Below are 23,052 nucleotides of genomic sequence, written 5' to 3' on the forward strand. Positions count from 1 at the left end.
TAATAAAAGGAACTTTTCGTTCCTTTTATTATTTTATAACTGATTTTAATGTTTCATCTGTCATTGCAAAAGTTTCTGATACTTTTTGATAGATGATTTCTTCATCAATGTTCAATTCTTTTAAAAGTTTAAAAACCTTTTTTAAATCCTCTTTTCTTGTTTTATCCATTGCATCATTCATTAAGTTTTCAAAAACATCAAACAAATTAATATCATCACTGGATTCATTTTCAATACTTTCTAACAAAATCGATTTCATATCACGAGAACGACTTCTTTTATCACGATATAAAATATAAGCCTTTGCTACTCTTACATAGCCTTCTTCAATTAAAATTTCTTCAACTGTATCTTGAACAAGTTCTACTGTTGGTAAAGTACTTTCTTTTTCTTCTAATCTTTTTTCTACATCATGAGCAATAGCATATACTTTCTTTAATTCTACTTTATCAAAACATGCACTAAAGGCTTTATAAAGCGCTCCAGCAATCTTGTCTACTTCAAAGTCAACTAAACGCCCATCTCTTTTTCTAATACTTTTAATCATACAAAGTCTCCTATCTATATATAGTATAATGAAATTTTTATTTAATTTCATTATATATGATATTTTTCTACATGGACTTGATAATTTTTATAAATTACTAAAATATAATCTTCTTTTAATTTTTCAACAATCCCATATCTAAAGACATCTTCTTGATTTAATTGATGCTTTTCTATTAATCGATGTTTGATTTCTTTTTCGTTATCAATTCTTGTCTTCCACCATTTTTTAGGTTTGACTTTAGATAATCTTAAATAGTCTTCTATTAATTCATCTTCATATCGTTCTTTTAAATAAAGATTGATATATTGGAATAATTCATCTAATTGAAAACCAAAGAATTTAAACTGTTGAGCTTGGTAAAATTCACCCAAATCTAAAAAGAAATAAAATGGTGACTTACATTGTCTTAGGACTTTATTCATTGTTATTGGCATTCTTCCTGAATTCCAATATTTTTGTAACATATCTTCAGCTAAATGTATTTTTTCAATATCTTCTTTAGATAAATCATGACTCTCTATTAATTCATAAGGCGCATGTTTTTCATAAATATAACCATATTTATTAGCTTCTTTTCTTAAACTTGTTCCTCTTAAAAGTTTTAAGAACCCTAATTGTAATTCCTTAGGATATAATCTAAAAACATCATCAAATGATTTTGAGAATCTTTGTAAGTTCTCTAGTGGCAATCCTGCAATTAAATCTAAATGAAAATCTATTTTATGATTTTGTTGGAGTTGTCGAATAACATCACATAGACGTTCAAAGTTTTGATATCTTTGAACAACTTTATTTGTTGGTTCATAAGTTGATTGAATACCGATTTCAAATCTAAGTAAACCATCAGGTGCTTCTTCATTAATAAAATCAATAATTCTTTGATCTAAAACATCCCCATTGATTTCAAATTGTAATTGTACTCCTGGATGACAGTTTTTAAAAACAAAGTCTAATATTTCTAAAGCATGTTCTGTTTTAGCGTTAAACGAGCGATCTAAAAGCTTAATTACTTTGACATCTGTATTTAAGATTGCTTTTAATTGTTGTTTTAAATAATCCATTGAAAAGAATCTTAATCCTTTTTCTAATGAAGATAAACAATATTGACATTGATAAGGACATCCTCTACTTGTTTCAAAATATAAGATCCTATTTTTCATATCTTTCATGTCTCTTTCTAATAAATAAGGAGACTCTAACATTTCTAAATAACTTAAATCAACTGGTGGAATCAAGCGTGGATCTCGATGTTCTTTCATACTAATACCTTGAAGCTTGACTTCTTCATTATTTTCCAAAGCTGTCAATAATTGATTTAAAGCAACTTCCCCTTCACCTGCCATAATATAGTCAATTTCAAACTCATCTAAAAAATGATCAATTTCATAAGTTACTTCAGGTCCACCAATAATAATCTTTAACTCAGGTTTTCTTTCTTTTAATAAATGACATAATTTTTGAATATGATCTACATTCCAAATATAGACACTTAAACAAAGAACATCTAAATCCATTGATAAAAGATCATCTACGATATGATTTAAATCATCTTTAATGGTATATTCTTTAAAATCAATATCATGATCATCTTTACAAGCTACATAAAGAAGTCTTAACGCTAATGATTTATGGATAAATTTTGAATTTAATGTTGTGATTAATGTTTTCATAATAACTCTATATAAAAATCTAGAGAAAACTCTAGATTTTTAATCTTTCTTAAATTTTGGAATAACATTTTTATATAAACAATACTCTTCTAACGTCCAGTTTTGATCTTTAATTTCCTTAGCCACTTTTTTACCTACATAACGTAAATGCCATGGTTCATGAGAAATTCCTGTAATACCATCCGTTCCTTCTGTAAAACGAACAATAAATCCATATTTTGCACAGTTTTCAACAACCCATTTATATTCTGTTGTATCCCCAAAGACAAGTCTTTGTTTATCAACGACACTTTGAGAAGTCATATCAATACCAAGTCCTGTTTGATGTTCACTTGCTCCTGGAGTAGCTACATATTCAGCAGCATAAGCACCACCATATTTTTGTTCAGTTTCTTGATAGATTTTTTCTTGTTCTTCATATGAACGATAACCACTATTTAATAATAAATACATACCTTCTTTTTTAGCATCTTTGATCATTTTAACTAAAGCTTCGGCTGCAACTTTTCTAAGTTGTGGATGATCGCATGTTGGCGCTACATATTCACTATCTAATTCTACTAAATCTTTTGGTTCATAATCATTTAAATAGAATCCTTTTTTTACAAGAGTTAAATAATCATCTGGATTGGCAATATTATATTTAGCTTTTGTTTGACCATTACTTGAAACAATAAATGGATAATTAACAATATTAACGGCATAATTATAATCTTTAACAGTATTATATTGTGCTATATAATCATTGATTTTCTTTAAATCATATCCTTTTACTTTTCTAAAAGGAGCTGTTTGACTATTTGTAAGTTTATTGTCTATTAAAAATTGAAGATCACTTTTACCTGCACCATCTTTTAACATTGACCAAATTGTTTTTTCACTATAACCCATTGATTTTAATGAAGGCACTTGATTTTCAAAAATATAATTAACAACATCAACGATATCTTCATAATTCATATCTTTATGTAAAGAATAGAATTGTTCATATTCATCATAAAGAGCTACTTTATTTGAATTATCGATCCATTTTAAAATATGTTTCATCTCATCATGTGATAACAATTCTTTTTCTTCATCATTATCAAATGATTTTACTAATTCACTAGTTGTTGACCAAGAGTAGCCTTTCATCAAAAATTGAATTCTATTAAAATTAAAATAAATAATAATTCCTAAAATAACAACCACTGCTGCAATTACAGCAATCACAGTACGTCCTACTTTTAAACGTCTTCTTGAACTACTATAAGAACTGTAATAACTATAATCTGTTTTTTTCTTAAATAATCCCATTTCTTTTTTTCACCTCTATTAATGTATCGCTATTATAGAAAATATAAATACTACTTACAATCCTTTTTTAAATAGTTTTTTCTACCAATTTCATATAAATCATTTCCTAAATGATCAATCACTACAACTAATGGCATATTTTTAACTTTTAACTTACGAATTGCTTCCGGTCCTAAATCATCAAAAGCAATCACTTCACATTCTTCTATACATGAAGACATCATCGCTCCAGCACCACCAATAGCACCAAAATAAACGCCATGATAGTCAACAATGGCTTTTTTAACTGCATCACTTCGATACCCTTTACCAATCATCGCATGTAAGCCAAGTTTAATAAGTCTAGGTGAATAAGCATCCATTCTTCCTGAAGTGGTTGGTCCACCACTGCCAAATACTTGACCTGGTTTTGAAGGTGTTGGGCCAACATAAAAAATCGTTTGATCTTGGATATTGAAAGGAAGTTCTTTTCCTTCATCCAATAATTGAATCAATCTTTTATGAGCAGCATCTCTTCCTGTATAAATCGTTCCACTTAAAAAAACTTCATCTCCAGCTTTTAGCTGTTTAATTTTATCAACTGTTAATGGTGTTTCTAAATAAATCATAATGAAACCTCCTTATGACGTGAGACATGACAACAAATACTAACAGCGACTGGCATTCCTGCAATATGTGTAGGGAAAGTTTCAATATTTAAAGAAAGAGCTGTTGTCTTTCCTCCATAACCAGCAGGGCCAATTCCTGTTTCATTGATCATTTGTAATAATTCATCTTCTAAAGAAGCATATCTTTGATCTGAATGATGACTTCCAATTTCACGAATCATGGCCTTTTTAGCAAGCATTGTCACTTTATCAAAAGAACCTCCAATACCTACACCAATAACCAATGGTGGGCAGGCATTTGGTCCTGCATCATTGACCACTTTCATCACAAAATCCTTAATTCCTTGAAGTCCATCACTTGGTTTTAACATCTTAATTTGGCTCATATTTTCTGAACCAAATCCTTTAGGTGCTAAAGTAATATGAAAAGTATCCCCCTCAACAATATCATAATAAATAATTGCTGGAGTATTATCTTTTGTATTAGTACGTTCAAACAAAGGATCTTTAACAACTGATTTTCTTAAATACCCCTCTGTATATCCTTGTCTTACTCCTTCTTGAATTGCTTCATTTAAACTGCCACCTGTAATATGTACTTCTTGTCCCATTGTCACATAAACAAAAGCCATTCCTGTATCTTGACAAATAGGCATTTGTTTTTCTTGTGCCAACTTTGCATTATCCATTAATACTTGTAATGTTTTTTGGGCAAGTGCACTATCTTCTTCATCATGTTTTTGTGATAATGCTTTTTCAACATCTTGAGGTAAAATAGTTGCTGCTTCTATACACATTTTTTTAATTGCATCTGTAATTGTTGAACATGTTATTTCTCTCATATATATCTCCTATTCAATAATATTATCTTTTACATCAGGATAATAAATAGAATAATATCTAAGTGACATTAATTCCATTGTTGTAAGTAAATTATGTTTACCTGTTTTTTTATATTTTGAATCACCTATTTCAATAATATAATTTGGTTCAAAACCAAAATCAAAGCTCTTATCATTGGTAATCACAACAACTTTCGCATTTGATTTTTTAATATATGAAATCATCTTTTGACTCCCATTAAAAATATGACCACTTACTGTTAAGATAATAGCTACACTATTTTCATCTAACTCCTTAGCACATTGAAGCTGACTTGTTTGTTCCATATAAGCCATTGTGAACTTCTCTAACATCAATAAATCAGTTTGAAAATGTAAAGCAACAGAATGTGAAAACTGTGTTCCAAAAAAAGCTACGTTATCACTATCATGAATCAGTTTTAAAACCTCATCGATTACATTCCAATCTAAATAAGAAGAAAGTTGATTTAAAGATGTACAAATTTGTTGGCTATAATAAGCTGTACTTTCTTCTGGATGATCTTTCATCATATCTAAAGGAACATTAATTAAATTATTAAACTTTCTTGATGTTGAACTAAACCACGCACACTCTTGTTTTAAATGAGCATAATTTTCATAACCAAGCGTTCTACAAAAACGAGAAATGGTTGCTGGAGACACAAAACATTCGCTCGCAAGTTTAGAAATTCCCATATGAGCTACTTCTGAAATATGATGTGCCATATACCAGGCAATGTTATAATTTGTATCTGTTTCATTGGCGCTATCTAAATATATTAATAATCTATAAAATAAATTTTTCATGTCATCCTCCCCTATTCTACAATATTATACACTAAATTCATCTTTATGCTTATATAAATTTGTGATAACAAATCACATATTTTTTTACATTTGTAACTTTTTTTAACTATTTTTTATTCATATATTAAATCTGTAGAAAGAAAATAGATTTTACTATTCATATTCCCTCTATTATCTTTCTATATTATTCTTATCCTCCCAAATAAGAATAACATAAAAGGCATCTTGATGTCTTTTTTCTTTTTCTTATAATAAAGAAAAAGGAGATCAATATAATGTTAAAAGAATTCAAAGAATTTGCCTTAAAAGGCAACATGATTGATTTAGCTGTTGGGGTTATTATCGGTGGTGCTTTTAATTCATTAGTCACTTCTCTTGTAGAAAACATCATTATGCCTATTTTAAGTTTAGTTACAGGTAAGATCGATTTTTCTAATCTATTTATTGCTTTAGATGGAAATACATACAAAACATTAGCTGCTGCTCAAGCAGCAGGGGCATCTACTGTCAATTATGGTTTATTTATTACTGGTTTACTTAACTTCATTATTATGGCTTTTGTCATCTTTATGATTGTTAAAGCAATGAACAAGTTAAGATCTAAAACTGAAAAACCAGTAGAAGAAAAACCGACAAAGAAGATTTGTCCTTATTGTCAAAGTGAAATTTCTATTAAAGCATCTCGTTGCCCACACTGTACAAGTCAATTAGAAAAGTAAAAAAACTCTCTGTAATGTACTCATTACAAAGAGTTTTTTAATAAATTTTATATTGCATTATTTATGTGATATTTAAGAGAGGAAAAATATCGGTGCATGTTATAAATAATGCTATTGATTCAATTAATTATTTATTTTTTTGTTTTTCTTCAATTTCTTTTAACATATCAATACGTACTTGGTGTCTTCCACCTTCGTATTCACCTGATAGCCATGCATCAACAATCATTTTTGCAAGTTCAATTCCTACCACTCTTGCTCCAAAAGCTAACATATTTGTATTGTTATGTTGTCTTGATAAAAGTGCACTATATGGTTCGCTACATGTTACACATCTAATTCCATTGACTTTATTTGCCGCTAGTGAGATCCCTACTCCTGTTCCACAGATAACGATTCCTTTATCCACTTCTCCACTTACAACCGCATTTGCTACTGCTTCTCCTGATACAGGATAGTTGAATCTTTCTGTACTATTTGTTCCATAGTTGACTACTTCATAGCCATATTTTTCTTCTATATATTTTTTGATTTCTTTTTTGTATTCTACTGCTACATGATCATTTCCAATTCCTATTTTCATTTTTATAATCCTCTTAATTCTTTGATAGTTTCTTGATAACTTCTTCCTTTTCCAAATAAAGCACTTGTTCCTAAAATAAATCCCTTAACTCCTATTTTAGACAACATTTCTATTTTCTCTGGCGAACATGCTCCATCGATCATGACATCATATCCTCCATAGTTCTTTGCTTCTTCTACAAACTTTTTAAATTTTGGTGTTACAAAATCTAAATATTTTTGTCCTGCAAATCCTGGATTCACACTCATCAACATTACATAGTCACATAAATAAAGTAAATCCTTTACTGTTTCAAAGGTTGTCCCTGGATTCACTGCAATCCCTGCTTTGGCTCCTGCACCCTTGATCATTTGTAATGTTCTACAGGCATGTGGATCTGTTTCTGGATGAATATAGATGATTTTCGCTCCTAGTTTAGCAAACTTTTCTACATATTTTGCTGGTTCTTCAATCATTAGATGCACATCACATGGTTTTGTGGCTGTCTTACAGATATATTCGATATCTTGTAGTCCCATCCCAAAGTTTGGTACAAAGCTTCCATCCATCACATCTAAATGAAAGATATCTATTCCAACTTTTTCTAGATTTTCTATTTCTGTTTTTAATGATGCAAAATCTGCACACATCATACTTGGACATAATAACTTTTCCATAAAATACTCCTATTTTTGAATTTCAATAATAGTATCTGTTATCGTTTTATTTCCTTCACATGATTTCACAGAAGAATATTCTTGAGAATTAGTAACGACAAATAAAACTGTAGCATCATATCCACTTTCTTTGACACCATCAAAATCAACTTCTAAAAGTTTATCTCCTTGTTTTACTTTATCTCCTTGTTCTTTTAAAGCATTAAAATATTTACCATTTAATTCAACTGTATCAATCCCTACATGAATAAGAATGTCTATACCATCATCTGTAGTAATACCAATAGCATGTTTAGTAGGAAAAAAAGTTTTTATTACTCCATTTACAGGAGATACTAAAGTATTTTCTTCAGCAATAATTCCTACTCCTTTTCCTAATGCTTCTTCTTTAAATAACGGATCATTTGTTTTAGTTATATCAATAACACTCCCCTTAATTGGGGAACAAATATTATAATTTTCTACTTTTTTTGCTTTAAATTTACCAAATATCATCTTTCTTCTCCTTATTTTAAAAACGAGTACACTGTTAGTGACTCGCTTTTTGTAATTTCTATCTATAATTCAGTAATTATTGAAACTTTTTCATTTAATTTTGTATCATTTTTATCCGAAATTACAATTACATCATCTAAATCAAATGCTTTTACATTTGATAACTTATGAAACTTAGAACTGTCACATACAAGATAAATTTGATCTGAATGTCTTTTTACCATTCTCTTCTTTGTTGCTTCTTCTATAGTAGGTGTTGTAACACCTAATGTTTCATCTATCCCATTAGCTCCTAAGAATGATTTATTAAAATATAGGTTTTTTAACAAATCTTCTGTAAACGGTCCTGTTAATGATGAAGTGATAGGATTATATCTACCTCCAAGAACAAATATATCAGCTATTACATTTTCATTTATAGAAAAAACATCTGTATTCGTAGTATAAATCGTAATTTTTTTTCCGATAATATATTTTAAAATCATTGTACATGTTGACCCTGAATCAAGATATATTGTATCTCCATCCACAATTAATTCAGATGCCATTCTAGCAATTTTTTCCTTTTTTTCACTTTCTAATGTATTTTTCGTTGAAATTGGTATTTCTCCAATTGTAGATATTTTTTTAAATGCTCCACCAGAGAAAGATTCTATTTTTCTATTTTTTTCAAGTTCCTTTAAATCTCTTCTCAAAGTTGAAACAGATACGCCATCAAATATTTTTTGTAATTCGTCTATTTTTACAAGTTCTTTTTCTTCAATAATACTTAAAATTTTCTTTTGTCTTTCATATGGAATCATATTTTAAATACACCTGCTTCCTGTTTATAAGGATAACATATTTTCCATAATTTATAAATCAATACTATGCGAGTTTGTCTTCTTTGTTTGTAAACATATATCCTAATACTGCACCAACAATAGTAGCAATTAATAAACCAATTGCACCATGAATAACATTTGCGTTATTTACGATGAATGCTGGAAAAGTTGTAACACTACCAAAAACAAATGCATTTGTAACAACCTTCATTAATCCTAAATAAGCGCCACCTACAGCACCACCAATAATTTGTGCTAAAAATAATTTCTTATTTTTTACTAACATACCAAATAAAGTTGGTTCAATAATTGCAGATAATGCAATTGTGATAATACCTGTTAATGAAAATCCTTTTAATTGAGGATCTTTAGCTTTTAAATAAACACCTAAAGCTGTACCAATTACTGCAAAGTTACATGCAAATGTTAAAGGACAAATATAATCATAACCAAATTGAGAAATATTATTAATCATGATTGGATTAACTGCCCAATGTACACCAAAACTTACAAGGACACTCCATCCACCACCAATTAAGACACCAGTTAAAATACCACTACGTTCAATTAACCAGTTAACAACATTTGCAATACCTTCTCCTACATAAACCCCAATTGGACCAATAACAATTAATGTTAATGGAACCATTACTACTAAAGATACAAGTGGAACGATAACTAATTTCAATGTTTCTGGAACTTTTCTATCTAAAAATTTATATAAGAAAGAATATGCCCAAATTGTAATAATGATAGGTAAAACTGTAGAGTTATAATTCATTAAAACTGTTGGAATGCCAAAGAATGAAGTTGTTGCTCCATTTCCAATATCACCCATTAATCCAATTAAATCTGGATGAAGTAAAGCAGCCCCAATAAGTGCTGAAATATAAGGACTTGCACCAAATCTTTTACCAGATGTAAATGCTAGTAGAACAGGCAAGAAATAAAACACTGCCATAGATGTTGAATATAAAATAGTATAAGTTCCACTACCTTCTTTAATCATTCCTAATTGTACTGCTAAAATCAATAAACCTCTTAAAATACCTGATCCAGCTAAAGCAGGTAATAATGGTGCGAAAATTGCAGAGATTGCTGAGAAAACTTTACTTATAATCCCTTCATCTTCATTACTTTCTGCCATTTCAACATTTCCGTTACCTTTTACTAATTTTTCAAATTCTTCAAAAACATGAGGAACTTCAATTCCAATAAGCACTTGATATTGTCCTGCTTTATTGATGACATTAACAACACCATCAACCGCCTTAACATCTTCATCATTTGCTAATGTTTCATCTTTTAAATTTAATCTTAAACGTGTTGCACAATGTGACATATTTGATATATTTTCAACACCACCAACATGCTCAAGAATACCTTTTGCAGTTTCTTTATAATTCATTTTTTTCTCCTCCTTTAAAGAATCCAAGCATTAACTTACTAGCTGCAATAGCATCATTTCTATCTATAATAGATTGAATATAGTCTAATCCAACTTTATCTATTAAGTTATTCATATAATTAATCATTTCAATATTTCTTTCACATTCTGCTGCAGCTTCTTCAATAACAGGGAATGTATCAAAATAAATTGCATTTTTATAACCATGTTTTTTAAAATAATATAGCATTTCTAATGTCTTAAATGGAGTTGATGTTCCAATCATTAAACCATCATCATGTACACCGTAACCATCATTTAAATGAATACCATATAATTTATTCCGACTTCCAAAAATATCTGCAGCAAATGCAGGATTTTCATGTTTCATTAACATATGACAATAATCTAATGTCACTCCAATATTATCTCTATTAATATCATTTAACATCATACCTGTAACACCCATTGAATCAATAAATGCATATGATCTTTCTTCATATGGTTTATATTCAATGCTTATTTGTAAATCAGGTGCATAATCACAAACTTCTTGGAATGCATGAACTAATTGATCCCAAACTCTTTTATAGTTGATTTGAAAGCTATAATCAAAACCATCAAAACCTAGCCATATTGTAACAACTTTTCCCCCTACATCTCTACAATAATCTGCAGCATCTTTACATAATTGAAGTGCATCTTTTGCAAGCTCGGGATCAGAATTTCCTAATTCACCATTAATAAATTTATTTCTAAATCTAAGTGCAACACCATTTAATTTTAAATCATATTTATTTAATAATGATTTCATGGTATTTGCATCATAACCTTTAACATGTTCCGGATAATTTAAATCAACATATCCTAATCCAACTTTTTTAAAATCTGAAAATGATTTTTCTAAATCATATCCTTCAATTCTTAAATAAGAATTAATTCTTGTTGCTAATTTCATTTTTTTCATTACCTCCCTTTGACAGTTTCAATATTAGCACATCAAGATAGCGTTTTCAATCATTTTATTTCAATTTTTTTCATATTTTTTCATTATTTTTCTTAAGTTTATGAAAATTAATGATTTTAGCCATGTGTTTAATAGATATATTTGATTATTTTTGAAATATTTTGATTTTATTTTCATATTTTTTCATAAGTAACTATTCATCCCATAAAAAAATACAAAAGAACTTTTTTTATAAAAGGATCTTTTGTATTTTTTACTTTAATAATATTTTCACAAGACAATTTAATGATTGATTATGATTATATTTTTTTAATACCAAACGTCTTTACTTTTTCTAACTTTTAAACAAAAACAAACGATTTCATATAATACGTAATTTAGCTTACTCAAATACTTATATTCAATAATTAACACATTAACTATAAAAAATTAACGTAATTATTAATAGTGCAACAAAAAAGTAAATCATTATAATTTATTTATCTATAAAACACAAAAAAACATCGATTACTCGATGTCTCTTACATTTGGTGCGGGCGACAGGAATCGAACCTGCACGCCGAAGGCGCTAGATCCTAAGTCTAGTGCGTCTGCCAGTTCCGCCACGCCCGCATTGAAATGGTGACCCGCAGGCGACTCGAACGCCTGACCCTCTGATTAAAAGTCAGATGCTCTACCAACTGAGCTAGCGGGTCAAAATATGGTGCCGGCTAAAGGACTTGAACCCTCAACCTACTGATTACAAGTCAGTTGCTCTACCAATTGAGCTAAGCCGGCATTTAAAAAAATGGTGGAGGTTAACGGGCTCGAACCGCTGACCCTCTGCTTGTAAGGCAGATGCTCTCCCAACTGAGCTAAACCTCCAAAAATGGTGACTCGTACGGGATTCGAACCCGTGAATGCATGCGTGAAAGGCATGTGAGTTAACCGTTTCTCCAACGAGCCACATGGCGCTTGAAGTAGGACTCGAACCTACGACCGATCGGTTAACAGCCGATTGCTCTACCAACTGAGCTATTCAAGCAACTTAACAGTGCTCATTTATATTAGCATCCTTTTTCTAATAAATCAACCCTTTTTTAAATTTTTTTTAAAAAAATTTAATTTTATGTCAAAAACCGTTTCTTCTTGTAATATTATATACCATTCTATATTTGATTAATGGTATAATTATATAAACATATAATATAAGGAGGATCCTATGGACCAACAAAGAGAACAGGCAAGTCAAATCGCACATGAATTTATTGTTTATCAAGAAAGTGAACAAGCAGATATTGATGCAAAAGATCATCAATTCGATGCTTTATGGCAAAGTATATATGATGTATGTAAACTTATTAAATTTGGAATAATAGAAGATATTACTGAAGAAGAATTTGAGGAAGCCTACGCTTGGTTAAAAACCACTCAATCTCTTACAGAAGATTATCAAGAATTAGAATTAGAATTTTAAGGAGATCAAAAATGGAAAAATATTTAATTGTGACAGACACAACAAGTGCAATGGATCAAGAAATTGCACAAAAAAACGGAATCGAACTTATTTCATTAAGTGTCATCGTTGATGGTCATGAATATAAAGATCAAATCGATATTTCAACCAAACAACTTTATGACTATTTAAGAGATGGTAAAATTCCTTCAACAAGTCAGCCAAATACAGGTTATCTTGTTGAACAAATGGAAAAATGGCAAGAAGAAGATTATGAAGCAATCATTATTATTACTTGCTCTGCAGATTTATCAGGAACAAACAACGGTTTCCATCTTGCTAAAGATACCGTTGGTTTAGATAATGTTTATATTTATGATAGTCGTCAAGTAGGTGCTCCTGTTATGGATATGGCTATTTGTGCAAAACAACTTGCAGATGAAGGGAAAACTGTTGATGAAATTTTTGCTGCTTTAGAAGAAAAAACAAATCATTCTTTTTCGTTCCTTTATCCAGATAACTTTAAACAACTTTCACGTAGTGGAAGATTATCACCAATGGCAGCCAGAATGGCATCGATGTTAAAAATCAAAGCTTTGCTTTGTTTAGATGAACAAGGTAAAGCCGTTGATAAATATGCAATGTCTAGAACTGAGGTAAAAATTTTAAAATCGATTGTTGATAAATTCCATGAATTAGGTGTTAACGCTAAACAACACAAGATTTATATTTCACACGCTGATAATGAAATTTTTGCTAAAAAAGCAAAATTATTATTTCAAACAACCTTCCATGGTATTGATGTAGAAATCAATTATTTGCCTGCTGTTTTAACATGCCATGGTGGTCTTGCTTGTTGTGCAATTCATGCTACATATAAAATTTAAGGAGTGATTAATGATGAAAGTTGTTGATATGCATTGTGACACTATTTTAAAACTTTATGATGATTTACATCACGGTAAAGAAGGTTCTTTATTAGAAAATGACGGTCATATTGATTTAAAGAAAATGCAAAAAGGAGATTATTTACTTCAAAACTTTGCGATGTTTGTTGATTTAAGTGAAAATCCTCAACCTTTTTTAAAAGCAAATCAACTCATTAACTATTATTATCATGAAATAGAAAAATATCCTGAACTCATTAAACCTGTCTTTTGTTATCAAGATATTATCGATCATCAACAAGCAGGTATCATGTCTTCTCTTCTAACATTAGAAGAAGGTGCTGTTGTAGAAAATGATTTATCACTACTTGAACATTATTATAGATTAGGCGTTAGAATGATTACTTTGACATGGAATCATGTAAATGGCATTGGACACCCTAACCTTTCTAATATTTCTTGTTATGAAGATATGTTTAAAATCAATGATCACGATGGTTTAACACCTTTTGGTTTACAATATATTAAAGAAATGGAACGTTTAGGAATCATTATTGACGTTTCTCATTTAAGTGATGCTGGATTTTATGATGTTTATCATCATACAACAAAACCTTTCGTTGCCTCTCATAGTAACGCTCGTCAAGTATGTGGTGTCGCTAGAAATATGTCAGATGACATGATTTTAAAACTTGCTAGTCGTGGAGGTGTTATGGGAATCAACTTCTGTAGTGATTTTTTAACTACCGAAGGTACTCATCAAACAAGTTATGTTAAGGATATGGTTCAACATATTTTATATATCAAAAATCTTGCAGGTATTGATTGTATTGGTTTAGGAAGTGACTTTGATGGTATTGGATCCAAGCTTGAAATGAAGGATGCAAGTGGTTATCAAATGTTATATGGTGCTTTAATTGAAGCTGGATTATCTATTGAAGAAATTGAAAAGATTTTTTATAAAAATGTCTTACGTGTTTATAAAGCAGTTTTGAAATAGGATTGGAAACAATCCTATTTTTAAAAAAACAAAAAAAATGCGTATCTCTATCTCATCATTTTAGAAAAATAATGTTATAATAGCTAAATGGGAGGGACTACTTATGTATATTAAAGATGATGAAATTAATAAGTATTTTAATGAGCCCAATTGGAAAGTAGCTCATAACTTATTTCAACATAATACAATATCTAACATGTCTGTTATTAAAGATGGTCAAATTTACCAAATCGTAGGAAGTACTAATGTTAACGGTAAAATTGATACTGCTACAATTCAAGTTGATACAGGAGGACATATCCTCGAATTTAACTGTGATTGTAATCACTGTAAGCCTAATGAACTGGCATGTGGACATATAGGTGCTATTTTATTAAAATTTTACGGTCTTGAAGCAAGTGATTTACCTTATTCTTTCAATCAAAAAGGAAATTACGCTGATCAATTACAAGCACTTCAAGCCAAAAAAGAAGCCGCACATTTAAAAGAACAAGCTAATTTAACTTTTTCATTAATTGAACAATATAAAAATCAACATCGTTTACATCAATTACAACTTAATCAACACATTCATTTAATACCACAAGTAAAAAGTACATTTAATCGATTAAGTTTATCTTATAAGATTGCTAGCGATAGAAGTTATACAATTAAAAATTTAAATACTTTTATTCAAAATGTAAAAGCAAACGAAATTGTTGAATATGGAAATGCTTTAGTTACCGATCATAACTCTAAAGCCTTTGATAGTTCTTCATTAAAACAAATTCGTTTTATTAAAGAATATTTTCATTTAAAAGATGATGATCGTAGTATTAGAATCACATCAGACAATATTGATGATTTTTTTCTAACACATTATGATAATTTAGATATCAACATTAACTTTACAACAATTGATTTACAAAACTTCATTTTAGAAATCCAAAAAGATGAAGATTACACAACCATCAAATACAAAGAACCTGATGGTATTACTATCATCGGTCATCAATATATCTATTATTTCGATCACTATACCCTTAATAGATATTCAAAAGAATGTAGTGATGCGCTAAGACCTTTACTTACACATTTAGAAAATAATTCACTTACAATTCCAAATAACGAATTACCACGTTTTTCTAAATATATCATTGATTCTGTTGTTCCTTATGTCGAATTTACAGGAGATGATATCGATGAATATCTACCTATGGATATTTCTTTATTAATTTATGTCGATTTAAATAACAACAACGAATTATCTGTCACATTAGATTATCGAGATGATCAAGGAAATACAATCTTAGAAAACCCTAAAGATCTAGTACTTCCATTAAAATTAGATGGTGTTATTCAAACACTACAAAAATACCTGGAATATGATGAAATCACTCAAATGTATTATCTTTATAATGAAGAAGATATTTATGATTTCATTACTCGTGTTTTACCTTCACTTAATAATGATTGTGAAATTTATATTAGTGAAGAAATCAAACAAATGAATAAACCTAAAAATATGAAATTAAATATCGGTGTTCGTTTACAAAATGATTTATTAAAAATCGATATTAATAGTATCAATGTTGATAAAGAAGAAATTAAAGATATTTTATATGCTTATCAACACAAAAAGAATTATCATCGTTTAAAAAATGGGGAATTTATTAATTTAGATGATGATAGTATCAAAGATTTAGATTTATTATTTAATGATTTAAATATTGAATATAACGATTTAAAAGATGGTGAAGTTGAAGTTGATAAATATCATTCACTTTATTTAGAAAACTTTATGAACAGTTCATCATTACATTTCAACAGAGATCAACATTTCCAAGACTTGATTTCTCATATTGAAGAAAAAGATCCTGAAGATATTCAAGTTCCACAAAATTATTCTAAGATTTTAAGAGACTATCAAGTTCAAGGATTTAAATGGTTAAAAACAATGTCAGAATATGGCTTCGGTGGTATCTTAGCTGATGATATGGGGCTTGGTAAAACATTACAAGTCATGACATTGATTGAAGATGGTATCGGTGAAAATCATGTCAGTCTCGTTGTTGCTCCTGCAACCTTGATTTATAACTGGCAAGATGAAATCAAAAAATTCTCAAAGAAATTGAAAACAGTTTGTATTACTGGAAATATTGCTCAAAGAAAGAAATTAATTGAAAGCATTCCAGAATATGATGTTGTTATTACTTCATATGATTATATTCGTAGAGATTATGAATTATATAAAGATTATCAATTCTATTATTTTATTTTAGATGAAGCTCAATATATCAAAAATCAAAGTACAAAGAATGCTCAAACTGTTAAATTAATTAATGGTAAATATCGTTTTGCTTTAACAGGTACTCCAATTGAAAATAGTTTAGCAGAATTATGGTCAATCTTTGATTTCTTGATGCCTCAATATTTATATAATTATCATCATTTCAAAGAAACTTACGAAATACCAATCATAAAAAATGAAGACCAACAAAAACAAGCAAAACTTAAGCAATTAGTTGAACCATTTATTTTAAGGAGAACAAAGAAAGAGGTTTTAACAGAATTACCAGACAAGATTGAAAACAATGTCATTATTCCTTTTACACCAGAGGAAGAAAAAATATATCTTGCTAACTTATCAACAATTAATAGTGAATTACAAAGTGCTATTCAGGTAAATCATATCGATAAGATCCAAATCCTTGCAATGATGACAAGGCTTCGTCAATTATGTTGTGATCAACGTATTTTATATAAAGATATCATTGAGCCAAGTTCTAAACTTAAAGCTTGTATGGATATTATTGAAACAGCAAAAGAAAATAATCAAAAAGTCTTACTATTCTCTTCTTTTACTAAATCATTAGATTTAATCGAAGCTGAATTACGTAAAAAAGATATTTCTTATTATGTTTTAACTGGTTCAACAACAAAAATCAAAAGGCATCAACTTGTTAATGCCTTCCAAAACGATCAAACAACTGTCTTTTTAATCAGTTTAAAAGCAGGTGGTACTGGTCTTAACTTAACAAGTGCTTCTACCGTTATTCACTATGATCCATGGTGGAATATGTCTGCACAAAATCAAGCAACAGATAGAGCTTATCGTATTGGACAAACAAATAATGTTCAAGTTTATAAATTGATTATGAAAAATTCAATTGAAGAAAAAATCCAAAAACTTCAAGAACAAAAACAAGATTTATCGAATATGTTTATTGAAAACAATAATGGTTCTATTACCCAAATGTCTACTGCAGATATTATTGATTTATTTAAATAAAGAAAAAGGAGATCAAAGACGTTCAATCTTTAAATCTCCTTTTCTTATGTAATTCAATTTTCTAAAAGCTTTGTAAAAACTAAATGTTAAAATTGCTGGAGCAATCACATCTATCAAAATAAGTGGTATCCAATACTGATTTCCCATTACTTGAATCGCATCCAATAAGCCTACAAGTCCTGCTGTTCCCATTCCTGAGCCAATTGCACTGCAACGAATATGAAGTAAGACCGTTGAAATAGGTGCTGTAATAATCGTTGTTAAAATTGTAGGTAACCAAATAACCGGTCTTCTAATAATATTTTTAAACTGTAACATACTTGTTCCAATTCCAATAGCAATAACATCACCAATATCATTGTCTTCAATAGACATCATCGCAAAACCAATCATTTGTGCGCAACACCCTGCAAGTGCTGCCCCTGCCGCTAAACCATCAAGCCCTAACATAATACCAATAGCAGCTGAAGAAATCGGTGCCGTTAATGCCATTCCCATTAACACCCCTACAACAATTGACATAAATAAAGGTTGCAAAGAAACCCCATCATTAATAACACTTCCAATCCAAGTAATCATTTGTGTAAGATAAGGTCCTACAAATTGTGTTACCAAACCTGCTATACAGATAGAAACAAAAGGAACAAGTAAAATATCAATCGGTGTTTTCCCTTGAATAAGTCTTGTTACCTCAATAGCCGCTAAAACTGCTACATAAGCTGAAATTGGATTACCCGCTTGAACACCATTATTAAACGTTCCAGCTCCTATTGCTCCTGCAATAACCGCAGAAATCAAATTAAGTCCTTTTGCATCAATTGCATAGCCCATACCAATTCCAATGGCCGGTCCCATTAAATAACCTGCTACTGTCCCCCAGGTTACAAGTTGTTCAACATGAACTAATGTTCCTAATTGTTTTAATATTGTTCCAATAATCAAACTTGCAAAAAAGCCATAAGCCATTCCATTAAAAGTATTGATTACATAATTTCCTTTTCCTCTACTTTGTGCCATATTTTACCCCCTCAATTGGATTATAGAGTATATTTATTTTTTTACAACAAAAAAACTGCCGAAGCAGTTAGTTTATTTATTGGTGGAGCCAAGCGGGATCGAACCGCTGACCCCCTGCGTGCAAGGCAGGTGCTCTCCCAGCTGAGCTATGGCCCCAATTTAATATTTATTTTTTCCACCATTTCATTTGTTAAAATGGTGGGCCTGAATGGATTTGAACCATCGACCTCACCCTTATCAGGGGTGCGCTCTAACCAACTGAGCTACAGGCCCATCAATCAACTGCCCATATAATATACCATGCATATAAGAATACGTCAACAGTTTTTCGTGTATTTTTTTACATTTTTTTAAAAAAATAAAAATACATTGATAAAATCAACGCTTTTTTATTGTAAAATTTTTGCTGTTTTTTTCTTTTTTTGAGTCATTATTCTTAAATGATATTTAATGAGCCCTTCTTTTACCTTTTGACATAGTTTTTTTTGATAATTTTTGCTTCTTAGTTGCCCACATTCATTATAATTTGATAAAAAACCACATTCAATTAGAACTCCTAATGTCTTAGTAGCTCTTAAAACTCTAAAACCACATCCACTAATTGGTTTTCTGCTATTTGTTAACTGTTTTAAACTTTGATCAATATCAAAAGCTAATGCTTTTCCTTGTTTGCTTCTATAATAATAAAAAACTTGTGAACCCCATGCACTTCTATTACCAGAAGCATTTTGGTGAATACTTAATAAATAATCACATTTATAGCTATCTATCTTCTTGACTCTTAAATACATATCATCTTGTTTAGAATAATGATGATTTCTTTTCGTCATATCATAATCACCATCTCTTGTTAAATAGACTTTAGCTCCACTTTTTTCTAATTCATCTTTCATTTTCAAAGCAATTTCTAAATTAATATTATCTTCATAATAACCATATTCAATAGCTCCATTATCAAAACCACCATGTCCTGCATCAATCACCACTTTTACATTTTTTAAAGATTTTTCATAAGCATCTACAGGAATCTCAAAGAAACACACACCAAAAGCAATCATTATAAGAAAAATTCTTTTCATAACATCACCGTTGTATTATATGTCAAAAAAAAGATATCATGATTTTTCATGATATCTAAAATTTATCCATCAAGTAGTTTCTAAAGGCCTCATTAACTTCTTTTTTATATTTTCTACCAATTTCTAATTCATTCTTACTTTCTTCATCAACCATATTAATATGATTTTTATCTATACGATAAATATATTTCATATTAATTGCATAACTTCTATGTATTTGAATAAAACAATGTGCTTGTTTTACTTGTTCCATAAATTTCTTCAAAGTCATTTTAACAGCATATTCATGTTCATATGTATGGATAATTAATTCATGAGCATAACATTCTGCATAGATAATATCATCACTCATTAATGTTATATATGCCATTTGATTTTTATTCATTCCCTTATTCAGTTCAAAAATCAATTTCATTTCATTTTTACATTCTTCATCGTAAAGTTGTTTAAAGACTTTAAAGTCATTATCAAGATGACTCTTTCTAATAAAGCATAACGCCTTTAATCCTTGGGTTTTAAAAATCAAACTACTTTTACTTGAAACAAAAACATTTTGTGAATCAAACTTTTCTTTGTACTTTTTCGCATAATCCACACCTGTCCCATTTTCAAATATCACATCTAAAAATAAAATATCGGGTACATGTTTTATCTGATCTAGATCAATCATTCCATGATAAACATCTACAACAGCATGGTATTCACTTTCTAATTTATTTTTTAAAGTTTCGCCAAACGCTCGATCATCATCCATAATCGTAAAATACATATTCACACACCCTTACTACACATATTTTATTCACTATAAATTATAGCATATTTTACCCCCCCCCCGCATCTTTTTTATTTTTATATTTTTTTTTGTTTTTTTCCAAAAAAACGCCTTAGAAGGAATTTATATAGACTTAAAAAGGAGCATTATTGAACACGAAGATATTTTTTTACTATGTCTAGTTCTTCAATATAAATACAATGGTTTATTTTATTTTCTTTAACATCTTGATAACATTTTTCAAAATCCAACCATTTAACTTCACTTACTTCATGATCAACAAAAACAAAATCTTTTTCTTCTAAATCTTTCCATAAAACAAATATTTTACTTACTTGATTATCTTTAAATAAACGACCATGAAAAATTTCTTCAAAATGAAATCTACGATTTCCACAATCAATCAATTCACTTTCCCTTACAACAATTCCTAATTCCTCTTTCAACTCTCTTACCGCCGATTGGCCATAGTTATCCCCTGCAAGAATATGTCCTGCACTTGAAATATCATAACAGCCAGGAAACGAATCCTTTTGTTCACTTCTTTTTTGTAATAATATTTGTATTTTATTTTCTTTTTTTCTTAAGATCCAAACATGAGCTGTACGATGTAAGATTCCTTGTTGGTGTGCAATTTTTCTTTCTACTGTCTTTCCTGTTGGATTTCCTAATTCATCGCATATATCTAAAATTTCCATTTTATCATCTCCATTAAAATCATATTATCATCTTTCTTTACATTATAAAACGAGATGTTTAAAATAGATACGAAAAGAGGTAGAACAAATGAATAAATGTTGGTGCGGAAGTGGCTTGGACTATGAAGTTTGTCACCGCGAATTTGACAAAAAAATTAATTATTACAAAAAAAGAGGAGTGATGACACCTCCTAGATCAATGATTAAAAATCAACAACAAATTGACGGAATCAAAAAAGCAGCTGTTGTAAATAATGGGTTATTAGATCATATCGAAAAGAATATAAAAATTGGTATGTCGACTGAAGATATCGATGTACTTACAAGAGAATATTTAAAGGAACACAATGCACATTCTGCTGATTTAAATTATGAAGGCTATCCTAAAAGTATTTGTACATCTATTAATGATGTCGTTTGTCATGGAATTCCTTCTTCTGATGTTATTTTAAAAGATGGGGATATTATTAACGTTGACGCTACAAGTGAATTAAATGGTTACTATGCCGATGCTTCACGTATGTTTATGATGGGAAATGTTTCAGATGAAGCTAAAAAACTTGTTAAAATCACAAAAGAAGCGATGTATGAAGGGATGAAAGCTATCAAACCATGGAAAAGTCATATTGGAGATATCGGTAAAGCAATTCAAAGATATGCACATATTAATGGCTATAGCGTCGTTGAAGAATTCTGTGGTCATGGTATTGGAATGACCATGCATGAAGATCCTTATGTTTTCCATTTTAAAACAAAAGAAGATACTGTTTTGATTGTTCCAGGAATGGTTTTTACAATTGAACCAATGCTTAATCAAGGAACAAGACATGTTCACTTAAATTATAATGATGATTGGACAGTTTATACAGATGATGGAAAACTTTCTGCTCAATGGGAACATACTTTCCTTGTTACAGAAGATGGTGTGGAAATTATTTCAAAATAAAAAGTCAGAAAATCTGACTTTTTTATTTTGCCGTTTTTTCAACATATACGTGCTTGTTTAATATACTTTCTTCATAAACAAGATGTTGATAACAATCCTCACATAAATAATGAGTCACAACATCATACCGATTTCTATCAACACGAATTCGATGCTCTTGATGAAGCTTTCTTAAACAATTACCACAATAACAATCAATAATACAGGCAATAGCTTCATCTTCATTCCCATCACACCAATAAATACCATTTCTACAGGCAACAATAATTTTTTTACAAGCATTTAAGCCTATTTCTTCATTTTCAAACATTTCAATTGATTTTTCAACAACTGAATTCATTCCTAGACCAATACGATGACAACTCATTTTAACAACCCCTTTCTAGGGTTATTTTAACATCTCATTTTTGTTATTTCATTAGACAGATAGTCCAAAAACTGTAGTCCTCACGAACTACAGTTTTCTCTTATAAATCACAAATACCTTTACCTTCTCCATAAACATCATACCAATCACTATTG

23 protein-coding genes and 8 tRNA genes are annotated in these 23,052 nt (G+C 29.6%); 6 read left to right on the top strand and 25 right to left on the bottom strand.

The genetic code is table 11. The features are described 5' to 3' along the window. Positions 1-28: 28 nt before the first annotated feature. The 6 genes from LJD34_RS07340 to LJD34_RS07365 are packed head-to-tail and all read right to left on the bottom strand — an operon-like array spanning position 29 to position 5,794. Complete coding sequence (locus tag LJD34_RS07340) at positions 29-547, bottom strand: ATP cone domain-containing protein (protein ID WP_022002304.1); 519 nt, start codon at positions 545-547, stop codon at positions 29-31. 50 nt (positions 548-597) lie between these two features. After that, complete coding sequence (locus LJD34_RS07345) at positions 598-2,220, bottom strand: B12-binding domain-containing radical SAM protein (protein ID WP_227359539.1); 1,623 nt, start codon at positions 2,218-2,220, stop codon at positions 598-600. 39 nt (positions 2,221-2,259) lie between these two features. Then, positions 2,260-3,516, bottom strand: a complete 1,257-nt coding sequence (locus LJD34_RS07350; RefSeq protein WP_227359540.1) for a D-alanyl-D-alanine carboxypeptidase family protein — start codon at positions 3,514-3,516, stop codon at positions 2,260-2,262. 50 nt (positions 3,517-3,566) lie between these two features. Beyond that, positions 3,567-4,124 (bottom strand): Fe-S-containing hydro-lyase, encoded by a 558-nt coding sequence (locus LJD34_RS07355; RefSeq protein ID WP_022002307.1) that lies wholly within the window; start codon positions 4,122-4,124, stop codon positions 3,567-3,569. Next, the gene (locus LJD34_RS07360) at positions 4,121-4,966 is read right to left on the bottom strand and encodes a fumarate hydratase (RefSeq protein WP_118473463.1); all 846 of its coding nucleotides are present in this window, start codon (positions 4,964-4,966) and stop codon (positions 4,121-4,123) included. Before LJD34_RS07360 ends, LJD34_RS07355 begins: the two co-directional genes overlap by 4 nt. 9 nt (positions 4,967-4,975) lie before the next feature. After that, positions 4,976-5,794, bottom strand: coding sequence for a MurR/RpiR family transcriptional regulator (locus LJD34_RS07365; RefSeq protein WP_022002308.1), 819 nt, complete (start codon positions 5,792-5,794; stop codon positions 4,976-4,978). 266 nt (positions 5,795-6,060) lie between these two features. Between LJD34_RS07365 and mscL the strand changes: the two genes are divergently transcribed. Further along, positions 6,061-6,513, top strand: coding sequence for a large conductance mechanosensitive channel protein MscL (gene mscL / locus LJD34_RS07370; protein WP_200765361.1), 453 nt, complete (start codon positions 6,061-6,063; stop codon positions 6,511-6,513). A gap of 127 nt (positions 6,514-6,640) precedes the next feature. Here mscL and rpiB read toward each other — a convergent pair whose 3' ends face one another. The 12 genes from rpiB to LJD34_RS07430 all read right to left on the bottom strand — a co-directional run bounded on the left by rpiB (position 6,641) and on the right by LJD34_RS07430 (position 12,449). Next, positions 6,641-7,096 (bottom strand): ribose 5-phosphate isomerase B, encoded by a 456-nt coding sequence (rpiB, locus tag LJD34_RS07375; protein WP_227359541.1) that lies wholly within the window; start codon positions 7,094-7,096, stop codon positions 6,641-6,643. 2 nt (positions 7,097-7,098) lie between these two features. Next, complete coding sequence (locus tag LJD34_RS07380; RefSeq protein WP_227359542.1) at positions 7,099-7,752, bottom strand: ribulose-phosphate 3-epimerase; 654 nt, start codon at positions 7,750-7,752, stop codon at positions 7,099-7,101. A gap of 9 nt (positions 7,753-7,761) precedes the next feature. Then, a complete protein-coding gene (locus LJD34_RS07385) occupies positions 7,762-8,247 on the bottom strand; it encodes a PTS glucose transporter subunit IIA (RefSeq protein WP_022002312.1) in 486 nt (161 codons plus the stop codon). A 62-nt stretch (positions 8,248-8,309) separates the two neighbouring features. Then, a complete protein-coding gene (locus tag LJD34_RS07390) occupies positions 8,310-9,050 on the bottom strand; it encodes a DeoR/GlpR family DNA-binding transcription regulator (protein WP_117871431.1) in 741 nt (246 codons plus the stop codon). A gap of 64 nt (positions 9,051-9,114) precedes the next feature. Beyond that, a complete protein-coding gene (locus LJD34_RS07395; RefSeq protein ID WP_117480774.1) occupies positions 9,115-10,479 on the bottom strand; it encodes a PTS transporter subunit EIIC in 1,365 nt (454 codons plus the stop codon). After that, positions 10,469-11,416 (bottom strand): sugar phosphate isomerase/epimerase family protein, encoded by a 948-nt coding sequence (locus tag LJD34_RS07400; protein ID WP_227359543.1) that lies wholly within the window; start codon positions 11,414-11,416, stop codon positions 10,469-10,471. Before LJD34_RS07400 ends, LJD34_RS07395 begins: the two co-directional genes overlap by 11 nt. 537 nt (positions 11,417-11,953) lie before the next feature. Next, positions 11,954-12,037, bottom strand: a tRNA-Leu gene (locus LJD34_RS07405). 7 nt (positions 12,038-12,044) lie between these two features. Beyond that, a tRNA-Lys gene (locus LJD34_RS07410) sits at positions 12,045-12,120 on the bottom strand. A 6-nt stretch (positions 12,121-12,126) separates the two neighbouring features. Beyond that, a tRNA-Thr gene (locus LJD34_RS07415) sits at positions 12,127-12,202 on the bottom strand. 11 nt (positions 12,203-12,213) lie between these two features. Next, a tRNA-Val gene (locus tag LJD34_RS07420) sits at positions 12,214-12,289 on the bottom strand. 5 nt (positions 12,290-12,294) lie between these two features. After that, positions 12,295-12,370, bottom strand: a tRNA-Glu gene (locus tag LJD34_RS07425). A 3-nt stretch (positions 12,371-12,373) separates the two neighbouring features. Continuing rightward, positions 12,374-12,449, bottom strand: a tRNA-Asn gene (locus LJD34_RS07430). A 177-nt stretch (positions 12,450-12,626) separates the two neighbouring features. Here LJD34_RS07430 and LJD34_RS07435 point away from each other — a divergent pair. The 4 genes from LJD34_RS07435 (at position 12,627) to LJD34_RS07450 (ending at position 18,018) form a co-directional block, all read left to right on the top strand. Then, the gene (locus LJD34_RS07435; RefSeq protein ID WP_022001050.1) at positions 12,627-12,881 is read left to right on the top strand and encodes a hypothetical protein; all 255 of its coding nucleotides are present in this window, start codon (positions 12,627-12,629) and stop codon (positions 12,879-12,881) included. An 11-nt stretch (positions 12,882-12,892) separates the two neighbouring features. Then, on the top strand, positions 12,893-13,747 hold the full coding sequence (locus LJD34_RS07440; protein ID WP_227359544.1) for a DegV family protein: 855 nt from the start codon (positions 12,893-12,895) through the stop codon (positions 13,745-13,747). 13 nt (positions 13,748-13,760) lie between these two features. Next, positions 13,761-14,747 (top strand): dipeptidase, encoded by a 987-nt coding sequence (locus LJD34_RS07445; protein ID WP_147580739.1) that lies wholly within the window; start codon positions 13,761-13,763, stop codon positions 14,745-14,747. Between the two features lie 103 nt (positions 14,748-14,850). Beyond that, on the top strand, positions 14,851-18,018 hold the full coding sequence (locus tag LJD34_RS07450; protein ID WP_227359545.1) for a DEAD/DEAH box helicase: 3,168 nt from the start codon (positions 14,851-14,853) through the stop codon (positions 18,016-18,018). A 12-nt stretch (positions 18,019-18,030) separates the two neighbouring features. Here LJD34_RS07450 and LJD34_RS07455 read toward each other — a convergent pair whose 3' ends face one another. From LJD34_RS07455 to LJD34_RS07480, 6 genes are all read right to left on the bottom strand, one after another. After that, a complete protein-coding gene (locus tag LJD34_RS07455; RefSeq protein WP_117788642.1) occupies positions 18,031-19,035 on the bottom strand; it encodes a PTS transporter subunit IIC in 1,005 nt (334 codons plus the stop codon). Between the two features lie 80 nt (positions 19,036-19,115). Then, positions 19,116-19,191, bottom strand: a tRNA-Ala gene (locus tag LJD34_RS07460). A gap of 40 nt (positions 19,192-19,231) precedes the next feature. Beyond that, positions 19,232-19,308 (bottom strand) — tRNA-Ile (locus LJD34_RS07465). A 116-nt stretch (positions 19,309-19,424) separates the two neighbouring features. After that, positions 19,425-20,114, bottom strand: coding sequence for an N-acetylmuramoyl-L-alanine amidase family protein (locus LJD34_RS07470; RefSeq protein ID WP_107030484.1), 690 nt, complete (start codon positions 20,112-20,114; stop codon positions 19,425-19,427). A gap of 55 nt (positions 20,115-20,169) precedes the next feature. Further along, positions 20,170-20,883: a LytR/AlgR family response regulator transcription factor gene (locus LJD34_RS07475; protein ID WP_227359546.1), complete on the bottom strand. Its 714-nt coding sequence runs from the start codon at positions 20,881-20,883 to the stop codon at positions 20,170-20,172. A gap of 149 nt (positions 20,884-21,032) precedes the next feature. Beyond that, positions 21,033-21,584 carry an NUDIX hydrolase gene (locus LJD34_RS07480; protein WP_195933454.1) on the bottom strand — a complete coding sequence of 184 codons (552 nt, stop codon included), beginning with the start codon at positions 21,582-21,584 and terminating at the stop codon, positions 21,033-21,035. 88 nt (positions 21,585-21,672) lie between these two features. Here LJD34_RS07480 and map point away from each other — a divergent pair, with 88 nt between their 5' ends. Further along, positions 21,673-22,530 (top strand): type I methionyl aminopeptidase, encoded by an 858-nt coding sequence (gene map / locus LJD34_RS07485; protein ID WP_195933455.1) that lies wholly within the window; start codon positions 21,673-21,675, stop codon positions 22,528-22,530. Positions 22,531-22,552: 22 nt separating this feature from the next. Here map and LJD34_RS07490 read toward each other — a convergent pair whose 3' ends face one another. After that, positions 22,553-22,897: a hypothetical protein gene (locus LJD34_RS07490; protein ID WP_227359547.1), complete on the bottom strand. Its 345-nt coding sequence runs from the start codon at positions 22,895-22,897 to the stop codon at positions 22,553-22,555. Between the last annotated feature and the right edge of the window lie 155 nt (positions 22,898-23,052).

The sequence above is a fragment of the Faecalibacillus sp. MSK20_93 genome, from assembly GCF_020589945.1.
Classification (GTDB): Bacteria; Bacillota_I; Bacilli_A; order Erysipelotrichales; family Coprobacillaceae; genus Faecalibacillus; species Faecalibacillus intestinalis.